The sequence below is a fragment of the Pseudomonas onubensis genome, assembly GCF_965653655.1.
In the GTDB taxonomy this organism is placed as follows: Bacteria; Pseudomonadota; Gammaproteobacteria; order Pseudomonadales; family Pseudomonadaceae; genus Aquipseudomonas.
In genome coordinates, this window is record NZ_CBFHAZ010000138.1 from 1 (window position 1) to 13,205 (window position 13,205).

The following is a 13,205-nucleotide window of genomic DNA, read 5'->3' on the forward strand; positions in this document are numbered from 1 at the left end:
AATGCGCAGTGTCAGTCAATAAATCCACTGACTGATACACCGCATTCGCGAGCAAGCCCGCTCCCACATTTGGCCCGTGCTATATCGATCTCAACCCAAGGTGCGGCGCCGCAACAGCTTCCTGAAGGTCATGCCCCGCGCCAGGGTTACTTGGGCAGCCGGCACAAGTGCCACGGGTTGCGGTGCAGCAGCTTGGTCGAGTGGGCCAGGGCCAGGCAGGTGCGTGAGTTTCTCAGCGCCGGCGGCTCGGGGCCACCTCCGGGCTGGTGGGGTGAGGAGCGCATCCTGCGCCGTCGGCCGAGGTGCCGTATTGGCGGTGTGATCGCCAGCGTGCTTGTCTTCCAACCGTGGTGATGGCTTGTCCGTAACCGCCAGGCGCGAGGCCGACGCATTACCCGGCACGAACGCGCCGGTAACGATGCACAGCGACAGCATCAAAGTGGGCAAATGCTTCTTACGGGGACGCATGAACGGGCTCTCCAACCAGGGGATTCAGTTGGCGAGGTTACGGGCGATGGGATGGCTTGGCTGTCACAGGCTGTAACAGGCCTTCTATTCGGGCCGCAACGGCAGAATCAGGCTCATACGGGCGCCGCCCAACGGGCTGCGGGTGACTGATAATTGCCCGTTGTGCCACTGGGTCGCACGTTTGGCCAGTGCCAGGCCGAGGCCGAAGCCGCCGGGTTCGTCGCCGCCCATGGCAAGCCGCACAAACGGCTCGAAGATCTTTTCGCGGTTCTCGGCCAAGACGCCGGGGCCGTCATCGTCTACATGCAACACCACATGCTGCTCACCATGGTAAGTGGCGCTCACGCACACTCGATCACGCGCATAGGTGATGGCGTTGCTCAAGAGGTTGCGCACGATCAGGTGCAGCAGGGCGCGGTCGCCGATCAGTTCAAGCTGTGCAGGCTCGGTTTCCAGGCTCAACTGGCGATGGTGCCCATCCAACAACGCGAACTCCTGGTGCAGCCAGTCACGCAGGTTGATCGGCTCATGCTGCAAATCCGTCGGCGCGCCGGCCATCCGCGCAAAGGCCAGGCTGGCGCGAACCAGGGCTTCGAGTTCTTCAACATCGGTTTGCAAGCGCTCCTGAAGGCGTACGCGGGTCGGCGGGTCTTCGCTTTTGCTCAGCAACGTCAGGGCGAAACGCATGCGCGCCAGCGGCGTGCGCAGCTCGTGGGAGACTGCCTGGGAGACTTCGCGATGGCGTTCGCTCATGGCGCTGATATCCCGTGCATGCTGTTGCAAGGTCAGCAGCAGCGGCGTCCACTCCTTCGTCAGGGCGGGCAGCATCACGTTGGGTGTGCGTGCCAGCGTGCCCAGGCAGGTGTTGAGTGCATCCAGGTCTTTATTACGCCGCCGGTGCACGCGCAAACCGATGCCGAGCAGCAGTAAAACCGGCAAGCCGGCGACGCAGGCAGTGATCCAGAAAATCGGGAATTTCAGCAGGTCCTTGACCTCGGCACTGCCCCACATGGGGCCGAAGCGGATCACGGTTTCGTCGTCCAGCGGGAAGTAGCTAATGTCTTCGTCGCTGTTCAGCGCCGGCTGCTGGTGTTCGAGCATGACCATGGCCTCGGGCGGCAATTCGACGTCGTCATACGGGATCAGCTCTACCGGGTACTGGAAGTGCGCGCGCAGGATGTCCATGCGTGCTTCACGTTTCTCGGCGGGCAAGCCTTTGAGCTGCTCGGCCACCAGGTAGCCTGGGCCGGCCATCAAGCGCAAAAAGCTGTCTTCGCCGACAAACACCGAGGCGTTGGTACACAGCCACACCAGATAAAGGGTCAAGCTGGTCCAACCCACGCCCGCCACGGCCACCATCCACGGGCGCAGCTTAGACATGCTGGGCCTGCTGGGGGATTTCGACAAACAGGTAGCCTTGGGCCGTGATGGTCTGGATGGTCACCGGGCAGGCCAGGCTCATCAATTTTTTACGCAGGCGCGACACACGCATATCAATCGAGCGGTTAAGCCCGTCATATTCCAGGCCGCGCAAGCTCTGCAGGAGTTTCTCGCGGGTCAGTAACACGCCGCTATGGCGGGCAAAAATCGCCAGCAGTTCGAACTCGGCCACCGAGAACTGCAACGGCGTACCGTCGAGCCAGGCGAAATGGCTATTGAGGTCCAATCGAAACGCGCCCCACTGATAAGACGCATTGGGCGCCTGGCGATGACGGCGCAGCAACGAGCGCACCCTGGCCAGCAACAGCAGTGGGTCGACGGGTTTGACCACGTAATCGTCGGCGCCCACGTTGAAGCCGGTCAATTGCTCGGCGTTTTCATCCAGTGCGGTCATCATCAGGATCAACCCGGGGTAGCTGTCGCGGATCTGGCGGCACAGGGTAAAACCGTCGATGCCCGGCAACATCACGTCGAGGATCAACAACGCCGGTTTTTCATCGAGGATACGTTGTGCGGCACGATCGCCACGGTGCTCCACGGCAACGGTAAAACCTTCGGCGCGCAGGAACTCGGCCGTCAGCGCGGCCAAGGGGCGGTCATCTTCGATCAGCAACAGGGAGTCGGACATGCAAGGGCGCCATCGCCGGAGAATGGCGCAAGTGTTGCGCCCTTGTCCGGTGGTAGGCAAGGGCCAGAGCACAGCCGTCAGCGTACGCTGATCGTCGGGGGCACTTCCTTCGGCGCCTTCCAACTCAGCAATTGTTGTGTGTAGCCATAACTGGCCGCTTGGTAGTAGGTGATTGCGCGCTGGATCAACGGATCATCACTGCCCACGCGTAACTCCTGGCTCTCACCCAAGGCTTGATCGTGGCGACGCAGGCCCTGGCGTGGGCTTAAAATGGCCAGGTCCTTGCCGTCAAACAGGCCCAGATACTGGTAGTTGCCGACCACCACGCGCGGTGGCAACGGGTTGTCCTGCAACAGGTTGCGGCCGAAGAAGGTCGACTCGTAGCTCAGGTTGATCAGGCCCAGCAAGGTCGGCGCAAGGTCGATCTGGCTGGCCAGTTGCGCGGTTTCCCGGGCTTCGATCAGCTTGGGGGCATAGATGAACAGCGGGATCTGGTAGTTGGTGATCGGCAGGTCTTCCTTGCCCGCGCTGCCGGCGGTGTGGTCGGCGACGAACACGAAAATCGTGTTATCGAACCAGGGTTTCTGGCGTGCCGCTTCGAGGAACTCGCCGATAGCGTGGTCGGTGTATTTGACGGCGCCGTCACGGCCTTTACCGGACTTGATATCAATGCGCCCGTCCGGGTAGGTGTAGGGGCGGTGGTTGGACGTGGTCATCAGTTGCAGCAGGAAGGGCTGTTGCTTGGCGTAGTCGGCGTCGGCGAGTTTCAGGGTTTGCCGGTAGAGGTCTTCATCAGCCATGCCCCAGGCGTTCTTAAACGAAATTTCCGCTTCTGGCACACTGCTCTGATCGACGACCCGATAACCGTTGCCGCTGAAAAACGCGTTCATATTGTCGAAGTAACCGCGCCCGCCATAGACGAACACGCTGTCATAACCGACAGCACTGAGTTGTTGGCCAAGGCTTGCGAAACCGCTTTCACGGCCAATGCGCTTGACGATCGAGCGGCCGGGCGTGGGGGGAATCGCCAATGTGATCGCTTCCAGCCCACGGTCAGTGCGGGTGCCGGTGGCATAGAAGTTATTGAAGTACAGGCTTTGTTTACGCAGCGCATCGAGGTTGGGCGTCAAGTTGCTCTCATCGCCATTGCTGCCCATGTATTTGGCGCTGAAGCTTTCGATGGTCACCAGCACGATGTTGGGTTTACGCAAGGTGCCTGGGTTGTCGATAGTGCGGCGGATATCCAGCGGGTCTGTGCCGATAAAGCGCGCATTGGGTTCGCTGAGTTCTGCGCGCAGTTGTTTGGCGACAACATCGGTTGGCAGGCTTTTGTAGAACTGCGTGTAATCGAGTTCGTTATTGCGAAAGGCGGCAAAAAATTGGTAGGGGCCGTTGCTCGCCAATTCGTTCATATAGGCGTTGCCGCCTTGGGCTCGTGGGCTGTTCTGGCTGATCAATTGCAAACTGAGACCGGCGGCTAGCAACAGGCACAGGGCATTCAGCAAGCGGCCGCGCATTGGCGGGAGCGGGGCGTGCATCGCTGCATTGAACGGCTTGCGCAGGGCCAGGCTCACGACTATCGCCAGCATCGCTAACAAACTGAGCAGCTTGCCGATCGGGTAAGACTCCAGCAGGTTGTTCAACACCTCTTTGGAATACACCAGGTAATCGACGGCGATAAAGTTGAAGCGCACACCGAATTCATCCCAGAACAACCATTCAGCGACCGCAGTGAACAGCATGGCGAAGACGCTAACGGTGAGTACCGCTTGCAGGAACCAGCGGTGGCCGCGACGGCGCCACAGCGCGGGCGGGCACAGCAGCAGGTACAGGCCCAGCGGCAAGGCGGCGTATACCAGAAAGCTCAGGTCATAGAGCAAGCCCACGCCAAACACCGGCAGCAAATTGCCACCGACTTCATCCAGATGGGTGATCAGCAGCACGCTGCGGGTCAGCAGGAAAATCACCAGCCAGGTGGCGGTGACGAGCAGCAGAAAGCGCATAGGCGCTGTTTTGAAAAACCCCATGTCCATATTCCTTATATCGATGGGCGCGATGTTCGACCTGACACTGTAGTTAGTTTGTGAAGCTATAGTGAAAAACTTGTTGGAATATGTAATTGGTTGAAAACCTGTATCGACGTGGCCTCAAGGTCTATCCCTGAGCCACACTTGGCCTTAAGCTGCGCGGGCCACCAAGGCCGTTACTGCGTTCGGAGACACTGCCCATGCGAATTCTATTGGTTGAAGACAACCGCGATATTCTGGCCAACCTGGCCGATTACCTGGGGCTAAAAGGCTACACCGTGGACTGCGCGCAGGACGGATTGTCGGGCCTGCACCTGGCCGCCACCGAGCATTACGACCTGATCGTGCTCGACATCATGCTGCCCGGTATCGATGGCTACACCTTGTGCAAACGCCTGCGTGAAGACGCCCGCCGCGACACGCCGGTGATCATGCTCACCGCCCGCGACCAATTGGATGACCGGCTGCAGGGCTTCAAGTCCGGCGCCGATGACTACTTGCTCAAACCGTTTGCCTTGTCCGAGCTGGCCGCGCGCATCGAAGCCGTGCTGCGCCGTGCCCAGGGCGGCGGGCGTCGGGCCCTGCAAGTCGGTGATTTGAGCTACGACCTTGATACCTTGGAAGTGACCCGCGAAGGGCGCCTGCTCAAGCTCAACCCGGTGGGCTTGAAGTTGCTCGCGGTGCTGATGCAAAAAAGCCCGCACGTACTGCGCCGCGAAATCCTCGAAGAAGCCCTGTGGGGCGACGACTGCCCGGACAGCGACAGCCTGCGCAGCCACGTTCACCAATTGCGCCAGGTAATCGATAAACCCTTCGCCAAGCCGTTGCTGCAAACGGTGCACGGTGTGGGTTATCGCCTGGCCGAGGGCCGTGATGGAGTTTAAGCAAAGCCTTGCCCAGCGGATCATCATTGCCTTTGCGTTGATGAGTGCGTTGGTGGCAGGCGCCTTCGCGATGGGCATCGTTGCGACCGTGCATCTGGTGGAAGAAAAACTGATTTCGGCTGGCCTTGGCGGCGATCTGCAGCGCCTGTTGCTGATGGACAGCGTTGAGGACTGGAGCCACCGGCCCGAGCCCGACCAGCTGTTTTACTTCAGTGGCGGGCCTGGAGATTTCGAGCTGCCCAAAGACCTTCGGCACCTGGAGCCGGGCTTTCACGAAGTGTTCCGCGAAGCGCTGTCGTACCACGCCATGGTTGAAGTGGTGGATGGCCGCCGGTATGTGTTGCTGCAAGACCAAAGCGATTTCGAAGAGCGCGAGCGCGTGCTGTTTGCCGTGGTGCTGGTGGGCTTTGTGCTCAGTCTGGCCCTGGCGGTGTTCCTCGGTTGGGTGCTGGCCCGCAAGGTGATGGCACCGGTGGTGCGCCTGGCTCGCCAGGTGCGCCATCGTGACCAATTGCTGGGCTTGGCGCCGCCGCTGGCGCCCGACTACGCCGCCGATGAAGTCGGCGAGCTGGCCGTGGCCTTCGACGCCACTTTGGGCCGCCTGCGCGCGGCGTTGTCCCGTGAGCAATTGTTTACCAGCGACGTCAGCCACGAACTGCGCACGCCCTTGATGGTACTGGCCAGCTCCTGCGAACTGCTGCTGGAAAACCCGGCCATTGACCAGCGTGGTCGCAACCAGGTGCTGCGAATCGCCCGCGCGTGTGAAGAAATGCGCGAACTGGTGCAGACCTTCCTGATGCTGGCGCGTGCCCAGCACGATGATTCCGCCATGTCGGCCCAGGTCAACCTGACCCAGGTGGCCGAAGATCTGCTCGGCATCTGGCGCGGCCCCATCGAGCAAAAAGGCCTTGAGCTGATCTATAACCCCGGCAATCCCCTGGACACCCGCTACAACACCACCTTTTTGCACGCGGTGATGGGCAACCTGCTGCGCAATGCGCTGCACTACACCGAGCAAGGCTTTATTCGCCTTACGCTCGAACCGAGCGGCTTTATCGTCGAGGACTCGGGGGTCGGTATTCCCGAGGACAAACGTGAAGCGATGTTCGAGCCGTTTGTGCGCGGCAGCGAGAAACGCGGAGAAGGCCTCGGCCTGGGCTTGTCGCTGGTGCAACGCATCTGCGAGAGCCAGGGTTGGAGCGTCAGCCTGAGCACCATGGAGCCCAACGGCTGCCGTTTTCATGTCGAGTTGAGCCAGGTCAAACCCTGAGGGTGAACCTGGCCGTTATCCTGCCAGAGAACCCGCTAAATCGGCGAAGATGGCCCCATGCTATTGCTTGTATCTGTAAAGTCTTGAAATGTATGGGATTGGACAGGACAAGTTTTTCACAACGGGTTGACCTGTTGATCACAGTTTGCTGCTTAAGGTTGTAGGCATCAGCTACTGGAGATCCGTTGATGTCTACCCCGATCAAGCTCGATTTTTCCGAAAAGTACGACGATCAGCACGCGCAGAATTATTTGCTCAAGCATCAGGACAATCTGGCTCGCCGGCTGTCCCACAAACGCGACGAGCAATTGGCGCGCGGCGCGTTGGCCATGGCTGGCGAGCCGGGCCTGGTGCTGGACCTGCCTTGCGGTGCCGGGCGTTTCTGGCCATTGTTGGCGGAGAAGCCCAACCGTGTGATTATCGGGGCCGACAATTCGGCCTCTATGTTAAAAGTCGCCACCATCGCTCAACCGGCGGAGGTGGTGAAGCGGGTACGGCCTTTGCAGACATCAGCCTTTGATATCGATTTACCTGATAACTCGGTCGACAGTATTTTCTGCATGCGCTTGATGCACCACATTGGTGATCCGGTGCACAGGTTGGCAATTCTGAAGGAGTTTCAGCGGGTTACCCGCGACAGCGTGATTATTTCGCTGTGGGTGGATGGCAATTTCAAGGCTTGGAAACGCAAACGCGCCGAAGCCAAACGTCGCAAGAAAGGTGAGCAGGAAGGTTACCAAAACCGGTTTGTGTTACCGGCTGCTACTGTCGAGGCAGAATTTGAGCAAGCCGGTTTCCGGGTCCAGGAATCCCTGGACTTCATGCCGCTCTACGCCATGTGGCGAGTCTATGTATTGCGTAAGAGGTAACAGGATGGCAGTTGAGTGCGTATCAGGCAGTCACGTAGCTCCCGAAGAACGATTTGATTTTTTCTGGCGCCAGCAGGGCGAGTGGGTCGAGGAACCCAACCGCCGACGCGGTGGTGAAAGCGGTGTGCAGCGGGTGGTCAGCCCAAATGGCCGCTTGCTCTACAGCAAGCGCCAGACCGGGCATATCTACCGCAGTTGGCTTCACCCATTTGGTCGCCCGACCGTGTTGCGCGAACGTGACGCCCTCAAAGGCCTGCGTTCGCTGGATGTACGCGTACCGGAACTGGTGTTCTGCGGCGCGCGCCGTGACCCCGAGCACCAATGGAAAGCCTTGTTGGTGACAGCGTCCCTCGACGGTTTCGACGAGATTGAAAACTGGTACGCCGCCGGCGGTCGTGAGCAGTACGGCGAGTTGGTTCACGAGCGCATGCTCAAGGAATTGGCGGGCACCCTGGCGCGTATGCACAAGGGCCGCTGGCAACATGGTTGCCTGTACATCAAGCACATTTTTGTACGCGTGACCGGCGAAGGCGACTCGGCCAACGTGGAAGTGGCGCTGCTGGATTTCGAGAAGTGCCGTCAGCGCTTGACCGCTTATCGGGCCGCCTCCCATGACATGCTGCAACTGCGTCGCCATTCGTCGTGGAGCAGTGCCGATTGGGAAAAACTCAGCTACTTTTACGAGACGGCGTTTGGCAGCGCTATCAAGGGTTTAAGTAGATGAAGCTAGAAATAGCACGAGGTGTGTTCCTGGTCGGCGCGTTGGGCATTGCAGCCCTGGCGCTGGCTGCGTGGGAACAACCTCGCACACAAGTGCTCAGTGCGGTGCAGGGCAGCGGGCAATGCCTGCTGCCACGCGTTGCCAAGGCCAGTATGGCGGCCAAGCCGGATCATGATTTGCTGTTGTTCATGTTCGGCATGTCCCAAGGGATGAGGCCGCAGAGTTGAAAAGATTCAACCCCCCGACAAAAGGGCCTTGCGATGCGAGGCCCTTTTTTTTTGTCTCAAATTATCAGGTGCAAGTGGTTGTCCCAAAGCCCCGAGGGCAGCTCCAGCGGCGTGGCCACCAACTGCGGCTGGCGGCAATCGTAGAAGCGGCAACGGCCCTGGCCTGAAGTAACGACAAAGCCATCCGTCACCGCGCCGACTCCGGCGCAGTCGGGCAACGGCCCGTCCAGGCGCAGCGCACCGCTGTCCATGTCCCAGATAAAAAACCGATTACCCCGAGGCGCCGTCAGTGCGACCAGACGCAGTTCGCTGTGCACGGCGACGCTGGCGGTGTAATGCCCCATGGCTTGCAGTTGCTCATCGGCCACCGGGAACGCCGCGAACGGCTGCCCTGGGCGTTTGATCGCGAGCAACTCGGAGCGCTCCTGGGACGGCCCCATGAACTGCTGCCCGGTGAGGATGGTGCCATCGCTGGCGATCCCCATATGCCGCACGCTGTTCATCTGTTGGCCCAGGGTTTCCTTGCTGATCAGGCTGCCGTCGCGGTGCATCAGCACCAGGCTCGGTTCCATGGCATTGAGGTTCATCTCCACACGGCTTTCGGCTTCGGTGCGAATGCCGCCGTTGGCCACCACCAGGGTTTCGCCGTCGGGCATCCACGACACCTGATGCGGGCCGATGCCATGGGTGGAGATTTCGCCGCTGTGCACCAGCCGCTCACCCTCGAACTTGTACACACCGAGCAGGCCACGGCCGGGGTCGGAGGTGTCGTTCTCGGTGGCGTACAGCCAGTCACCGCTTTTGTGGATGACCGCGTGTCCATAGAAATGGCGTTTAGCGTTGGACGTGATGGTTTGCAGCAGCGTGCCAGTACGCAGGTCGATCAGGTAACTCTCGGTGCCCGGGCGACGGGCGACGAACAGCGCAATTGGCCGTGTCGGGTGGTTGATGATGTCATGGCAGCGCTGGCCGACCTGGGTGGCAAACACTTGCGTGCCGTCCAGGCGAAAACCCACGGCATAGTGCTTGCCGTCCGCATCATCGCGGGCCGACAGCAGCAGCGGCCCCTGTTTTTTTTGTTTGAACAGCGTCCAGCCACCCAACGTCAGTGCGCTGAGCAGCACACTGCCCACCGCCAAAGCCTGTCGCCTGAGCATCATCAGTCACCGTCGTTAGCGTTAAAGCCCAGTTGGATGCCCAGCGCCTTGGCCAAATCACCTTCGTGCAGGCGGTGGACGACGTTGAGGCTGTCGTAAATGTCGTTAAGTTGCTGGCGCCCGGCATCGTCGGCCAACAATTCGTTGAGCGTGCGCTGGTTGCTGTCGAACAGCTTGAGCGAGGCGGCGTAAGCAGCGTCGATCTTGTCGGCCAATGGCTTCTGCTCGGACGGTAACAGGCCGCGCAGGCCCTTGTTGTCGACGCCCACCCACACAGTCTGCGCTGCCGCAAGGCTGGCTTGCAGGCTTTGCAGGGACGATTGGCTGCGCCAGGCATCGGCCTGGAACGGTTGTGCAATGCCCTTGGTCTGACGGCCCATCGGCGTGCCGAGTTTTTTCTTCAAGGTATCCAGCGCGGTGACCTGCACGCGCAGCAGGTCAGCGATGGCCTCGTGGGAATCGGCGTAGCGCTGGTTCGGGAACTTGGTCATCTGCGCGAGCATGCCGTCGGTGCTGTTCCAGCTGGCCAGGATCTCTTCGGCCAGGGTTTTCTGGCGCTCACCAATGGCCACCAGCAGTGGGCAGTAACGGGCCTTCTGGGCTTCGTCGGCGACGTCGGGCTTGGCATCGTAGAGGATGTATTCGTAGGCCGACAGGCCTTGTACCACCACGCTGGACTTGGCCAGGGCGGCGCCGTCGATCTGCGGCTGGGCGCTGACCAGTTGCTCGACCTGGCGGCCCACCAGGTTTTTCTTGTCCGGCCAGAACTGCACTTGCCACGAACGGTTGCCTTCGGCCAGCGGGCCGATCAGCAGCGGTTGCAGCTCAGCCCAGGCTTTTTGCGCGTGCAGGAAGTCGGCGCGGGCGGTCTCCAGGCTTTCCTTGCCCTGGCAGTAGGCGAGGGCGCTGACGGCCAGTTGGCGGTCGGCTTCAACCCAGCGGCTGTAGGTGGGCAGGATCACTTGCTTGGCGATGGCCGCCGAGGTCACCGCTTGCGGGTCCTGGGGCGAGCAGGCGCCGAGGGCGAGGGCGGCAAGGCTAGTAAATAGCAACTTGGGACGGAACATGTCGAGCTCCCTTCTGTAAGTGTGGCAATGCTTATAAAGAATTCAGGAACGCCAGCAACGCAGCGCGCTGCTCGGCATTAAAGGACAACACATGTTGCTGCGCCGTTTGTGCTTCACCGCCATGCCAGAGCACGGCTTCGAGCAGGTTGCGGGCGCGGCCGTCATGCAAAAACTGGGTATGACCACTTACCGCCTGCGTCAGGCCAATGCCCCACAACGGCGGCGTGCGCCAGTCGCGGCCGCCGGCCTTGAACTCGCTGCGGTGGTCGGCCAGGCCTTCGCCCATGTCGTGCAACAGCAAGTCGCTGTAAGGGCGAATCACCTGGTTGGCCAATTCAGGTTCGGCGGCTGCGGCGGCCGTGGTGAACGTCGGCTTATGGCAACCCTGGCAACCGGCCTGGTAGAACAGGTTTTTGCCGGCAAGCACCTGCGGCGTGTTGACGCCACGGCGCGCCGGCACGGCGAGGTTGCGGGTGTAGAACAGCACCAGACGCAGGATGTTATCGCTGACTTCCGGCTCGCCATCGGGGCCATTGCCGTTGGGCGCCTGTTTGCAGGCGACTTGGGCGTCGGTGCAGTCATCAAAGGGTCTCAGTGACGTGGTGAGGCCCATATCACCAGAAAACGCGTGAACATTTTGTTGATTGAGGTTGGGTTGCCCGGCTTTCCAGCCAAAACGACCGAGTACGGTTTGGTGCTGCGCGTCATCCCAGACCCAATTGGCGCGACCGACGAGGGCTTCCTTGTCGGCGGTTTTCGCGTCGGTGTTGCGCAGAATGTCGGCGTCGCTGATGGCTTCGAGCAGACCCAGGCCGATCATCGGTGGCGCAATCCGCGCCGAGAAAAGTGTTTCGGGATGCATCGGGCCGTAGCCCAACTGGGTGATTTGCAGGTTTGGCTTGCGCAACTCGACCACGCTGCCGTCCTTGAAGGTCACGTTGACGGGCGTGTAGTCGACCCGCACTTTGCCTTCAGGCGCCACGCCCGGCACGGCCATGTCCTGCAGTTGCCCACCGTAGACGGGCTCGGGCACCACGCCGATCTGCTCGATGAGCCTGGCATCGACAGTCGCAGGCGGGATCGACAGGCGCACCAGCATCGACACCGCATTCGGCGCGTCGGGCAGCGGCGGATGGCCACGGCCGTCCTTGATATGGCAGTTCTGGCAAGCATTGGTGTTAAACAGCGGGCCCAAGCCATCACGCGCGGTGGTGGTGGACGGCGCAATCACCCAGGGGCTGCGAAAGAAGCTGTTGCCGACGCTGAAATCCAGGCGGCGGGTGGGCGCCAGGTTGGCCGAGGGCAGAGAAAACGCGTTCTGGTCGCGCTTGTTCACCGTCGTCGCGCCGCCCGCCCGTGATTCACCTGGCTCAGCCTTGGTAAACCTGGGGGCGTCATCGCAGGCAGTCAGGCTCAAGGCCAGCAATGCTGCGCACAGACGAAGAGGCGAACGGAACATCGAGTTTCCTGCGACTAAGGCGAAAAATAGGGTCGCAGAGTCTAACAGGGCGGGGCGGATTGAATAAGAGCAATTATCGTTTGGTGGTATCCGATTCATTCCCGCTAGAATGACCGCACATTTTTTTCTGGAGGTGGCCAATGCAGGCTCTCGACGCTTTGCTCAACCGTGTTTCCGTGCCGCGTCTGCTGGAACCGGCGCCGACCCAGGAGCAGCGCGATGTGCTGTTCGCCGCCGCCATGCGCGCGCCCGACCATGGCCAACTGCGCCCATGGCGCTTCCTCACGGTAGAAGGCGCCGCCCGTGAGCAGATGGGCACGCTGCTGGCCGAAGCCGCACGCCTGCAGGACGCTGATGCGCCGCAAGCTGCTATCGACAAGGCTCAGAATGGGCCGCTGCGTGCGCCGTTGGTGGTGGTGGTGATTGCCCGCCTGCAAGAACACTTTAAAGTGCCTAAATCCGAGCAGTTGCTGGCGGCTGCGTGTGCGGCCCACGGTATTTTGCTGGCGGCTTATGCGCAGGGGATTGGGGCGGTGTGGCGCACCGGTGAGTTGTCCTATTCGGCCCATGTGGCTAAAGGCCTGGGGCTGACGGCGGATGAGGAGGTGATTGGCTTCCTCTATTTGGGTACGCCGCAGAACCCGCCGCGTACGGCGGCTAAGGAAGATGTGGCGGCGTTTGTTCAGGCTTGGACTGGCCTCTGAATTGGCGCGGGTGTGATTTTTGTGGTTTGCCTAGCGGTTTGTCGGTTGGTGTACATATCCGTTGCTGCGGTACGGGCAACTTAGGGTTCCGCCCTTACGGCGGCTCACTTTTGGAAAGACCGGAATGCCGGCCCAGCCAAAAGTAAGCAAAAGGTCTTCGCCCCACCACTCGGTGCCTCGCCTAGGCTCGGCATGCCCGCACTCCGGCTTGAATCCGTGGGCCGCCGCGATGGGCCATCCTTGGCCCAGCGCGGCTAACCCGGCGTCCTGCCGGGTTACCCACG

13 protein-coding genes are annotated in these 13,205 nt (G+C 60.9%); 6 read left to right on the forward strand and 7 right to left on the reverse strand.

Features of this window, described 5'->3' with window-relative positions; all coding sequences use genetic code 11:
• Positions 1-90: 90 nt before the first annotated feature.
• From ACTD9P_RS27390 to ACTD9P_RS27405, 4 genes are all read right to left on the reverse strand, one after another.
• Entirely contained in the window at positions 91-468 is a 378-nt protein-coding gene (locus ACTD9P_RS27390; RefSeq protein WP_438870107.1) for a hypothetical protein, read from the reverse strand.
• An 84-nt stretch (positions 469-552) separates the two neighbouring features.
• Positions 553-1,848 carry a sensor histidine kinase gene (locus ACTD9P_RS27395; protein ID WP_438870108.1) on the reverse strand — a complete coding sequence of 432 codons (1,296 nt, stop codon included), beginning with the start codon at positions 1,846-1,848 and terminating at the stop codon, positions 553-555.
• Positions 1,841-2,536, reverse strand: coding sequence for a response regulator (locus ACTD9P_RS27400; RefSeq protein ID WP_438870109.1), 696 nt, complete (start codon positions 2,534-2,536; stop codon positions 1,841-1,843). Before ACTD9P_RS27400 ends, ACTD9P_RS27395 begins: the two co-directional genes overlap by 8 nt.
• Positions 2,537-2,613: 77 nt before the next feature.
• On the reverse strand, positions 2,614-4,563 hold the full coding sequence (locus ACTD9P_RS27405) for an LTA synthase family protein (RefSeq protein ID WP_438870110.1): 1,950 nt from the start codon (positions 4,561-4,563) through the stop codon (positions 2,614-2,616).
• A gap of 200 nt (positions 4,564-4,763) precedes the next feature.
• Here ACTD9P_RS27405 and colR point away from each other — a divergent pair, with 200 nt between their 5' ends.
• The 5 genes from colR to ACTD9P_RS27430 all read left to right on the forward strand — a co-directional run bounded on the left by colR (position 4,764) and on the right by ACTD9P_RS27430 (position 8,534).
• Positions 4,764-5,447, forward strand: coding sequence for a two-component system response regulator ColR (gene colR / locus ACTD9P_RS27410; RefSeq protein ID WP_003175870.1), 684 nt, complete (start codon positions 4,764-4,766; stop codon positions 5,445-5,447).
• Positions 5,437-6,717: a sensor histidine kinase gene (locus ACTD9P_RS27415; protein ID WP_438870111.1), complete on the forward strand. Its 1,281-nt coding sequence runs from the start codon at positions 5,437-5,439 to the stop codon at positions 6,715-6,717. Before colR ends, ACTD9P_RS27415 begins: the two co-directional genes overlap by 11 nt.
• A gap of 188 nt (positions 6,718-6,905) precedes the next feature.
• Positions 6,906-7,586, forward strand: a complete 681-nt coding sequence (locus ACTD9P_RS27420; protein WP_438870112.1) for a class I SAM-dependent methyltransferase — start codon at positions 6,906-6,908, stop codon at positions 7,584-7,586.
• Between the two features lie 4 nt (positions 7,587-7,590).
• On the forward strand, positions 7,591-8,310 hold the full coding sequence (locus ACTD9P_RS27425; protein ID WP_138813996.1) for a lipopolysaccharide kinase InaA family protein: 720 nt from the start codon (positions 7,591-7,593) through the stop codon (positions 8,308-8,310).
• A complete protein-coding gene (locus ACTD9P_RS27430) occupies positions 8,307-8,534 on the forward strand; it encodes a hypothetical protein (protein ID WP_285678780.1) in 228 nt (75 codons plus the stop codon). The genes ACTD9P_RS27425 and ACTD9P_RS27430 overlap by 4 nt, the downstream gene beginning before the upstream one ends.
• Before the next feature lie 56 nt (positions 8,535-8,590).
• On the opposite strand, the gene ACTD9P_RS27435 is transcribed toward ACTD9P_RS27430, so the two are convergent.
• Genes ACTD9P_RS27435 through ACTD9P_RS27445 form a run of 3 tightly spaced genes read right to left on the reverse strand, consistent with a single transcriptional unit; the run spans position 8,591 to position 12,217 of the window.
• The gene (locus ACTD9P_RS27435; protein ID WP_438870115.1) at positions 8,591-9,691 is read right to left on the reverse strand and encodes a DUF1513 domain-containing protein; all 1,101 of its coding nucleotides are present in this window, start codon (positions 9,689-9,691) and stop codon (positions 8,591-8,593) included.
• Between the two features lie 2 nt (positions 9,692-9,693).
• On the reverse strand, positions 9,694-10,758 hold the full coding sequence (locus ACTD9P_RS27440) for an imelysin family protein (RefSeq protein ID WP_438870113.1): 1,065 nt from the start codon (positions 10,756-10,758) through the stop codon (positions 9,694-9,696).
• A 31-nt stretch (positions 10,759-10,789) separates the two neighbouring features.
• Positions 10,790-12,217 (reverse strand): di-heme oxidoreductase family protein, encoded by a 1,428-nt coding sequence (locus tag ACTD9P_RS27445; RefSeq protein WP_438870114.1) that lies wholly within the window; start codon positions 12,215-12,217, stop codon positions 10,790-10,792.
• Positions 12,218-12,357: 140 nt separating this feature from the next.
• On the opposite strand from ACTD9P_RS27445, the gene ACTD9P_RS27450 reads away from it, so the two are divergent.
• A complete protein-coding gene (locus ACTD9P_RS27450) occupies positions 12,358-12,921 on the forward strand; it encodes an NAD(P)H nitroreductase (protein ID WP_053135698.1) in 564 nt (187 codons plus the stop codon).
• Positions 12,922-13,205 lie beyond the last annotated feature (284 nt).

Excerpts from the sequence above, each read along its gene's own strand:
- ACTD9P_RS27440 (WP_438870113.1), bottom strand. The coding sequence starts at position 10,758 with ATGTTCCGTCCCAAGTTGCTATTTACTAGCCTTGCCGCCCTCGCCCTC.
- ACTD9P_RS27450 (WP_053135698.1), top strand. The coding sequence starts at position 12,358 with ATGCAGGCTCTCGACGCTTTGCTCAACCGTGTTTCCGTGCCGCGTCTG.
- ACTD9P_RS27415 (WP_438870111.1), top strand. The coding sequence starts at position 5,437 with ATGGAGTTTAAGCAAAGCCTTGCCCAGCGGATCATCATTGCCTTTGCG.
- ACTD9P_RS27430 (WP_285678780.1), top strand. The coding sequence starts at position 8,307 with ATGAAGCTAGAAATAGCACGAGGTGTGTTCCTGGTCGGCGCGTTGGGC.
- ACTD9P_RS27395 (WP_438870108.1), bottom strand. The coding sequence starts at position 1,848 with ATGTCTAAGCTGCGCCCGTGGATGGTGGCCGTGGCGGGCGTGGGTTGG.
- ACTD9P_RS27390 (WP_438870107.1), bottom strand. The coding sequence starts at position 468 with ATGCGTCCCCGTAAGAAGCATTTGCCCACTTTGATGCTGTCGCTGTGC.
- ACTD9P_RS27435 (WP_438870115.1), bottom strand. The coding sequence starts at position 9,691 with ATGCTCAGGCGACAGGCTTTGGCGGTGGGCAGTGTGCTGCTCAGCGCA.
- ACTD9P_RS27445 (WP_438870114.1), bottom strand. The coding sequence starts at position 12,217 with ATGTTCCGTTCGCCTCTTCGTCTGTGCGCAGCATTGCTGGCCTTGAGC.
- ACTD9P_RS27420 (WP_438870112.1), top strand. The coding sequence starts at position 6,906 with ATGTCTACCCCGATCAAGCTCGATTTTTCCGAAAAGTACGACGATCAG.
- ACTD9P_RS27405 (WP_438870110.1), bottom strand. The coding sequence starts at position 4,563 with ATGGGGTTTTTCAAAACAGCGCCTATGCGCTTTCTGCTGCTCGTCACC.
- colR (WP_003175870.1), top strand. The coding sequence starts at position 4,764 with ATGCGAATTCTATTGGTTGAAGACAACCGCGATATTCTGGCCAACCTG.
- ACTD9P_RS27400 (WP_438870109.1), bottom strand. The coding sequence starts at position 2,536 with ATGTCCGACTCCCTGTTGCTGATCGAAGATGACCGCCCCTTGGCCGCG.
- ACTD9P_RS27425 (WP_138813996.1), top strand. The coding sequence starts at position 7,591 with ATGGCAGTTGAGTGCGTATCAGGCAGTCACGTAGCTCCCGAAGAACGA.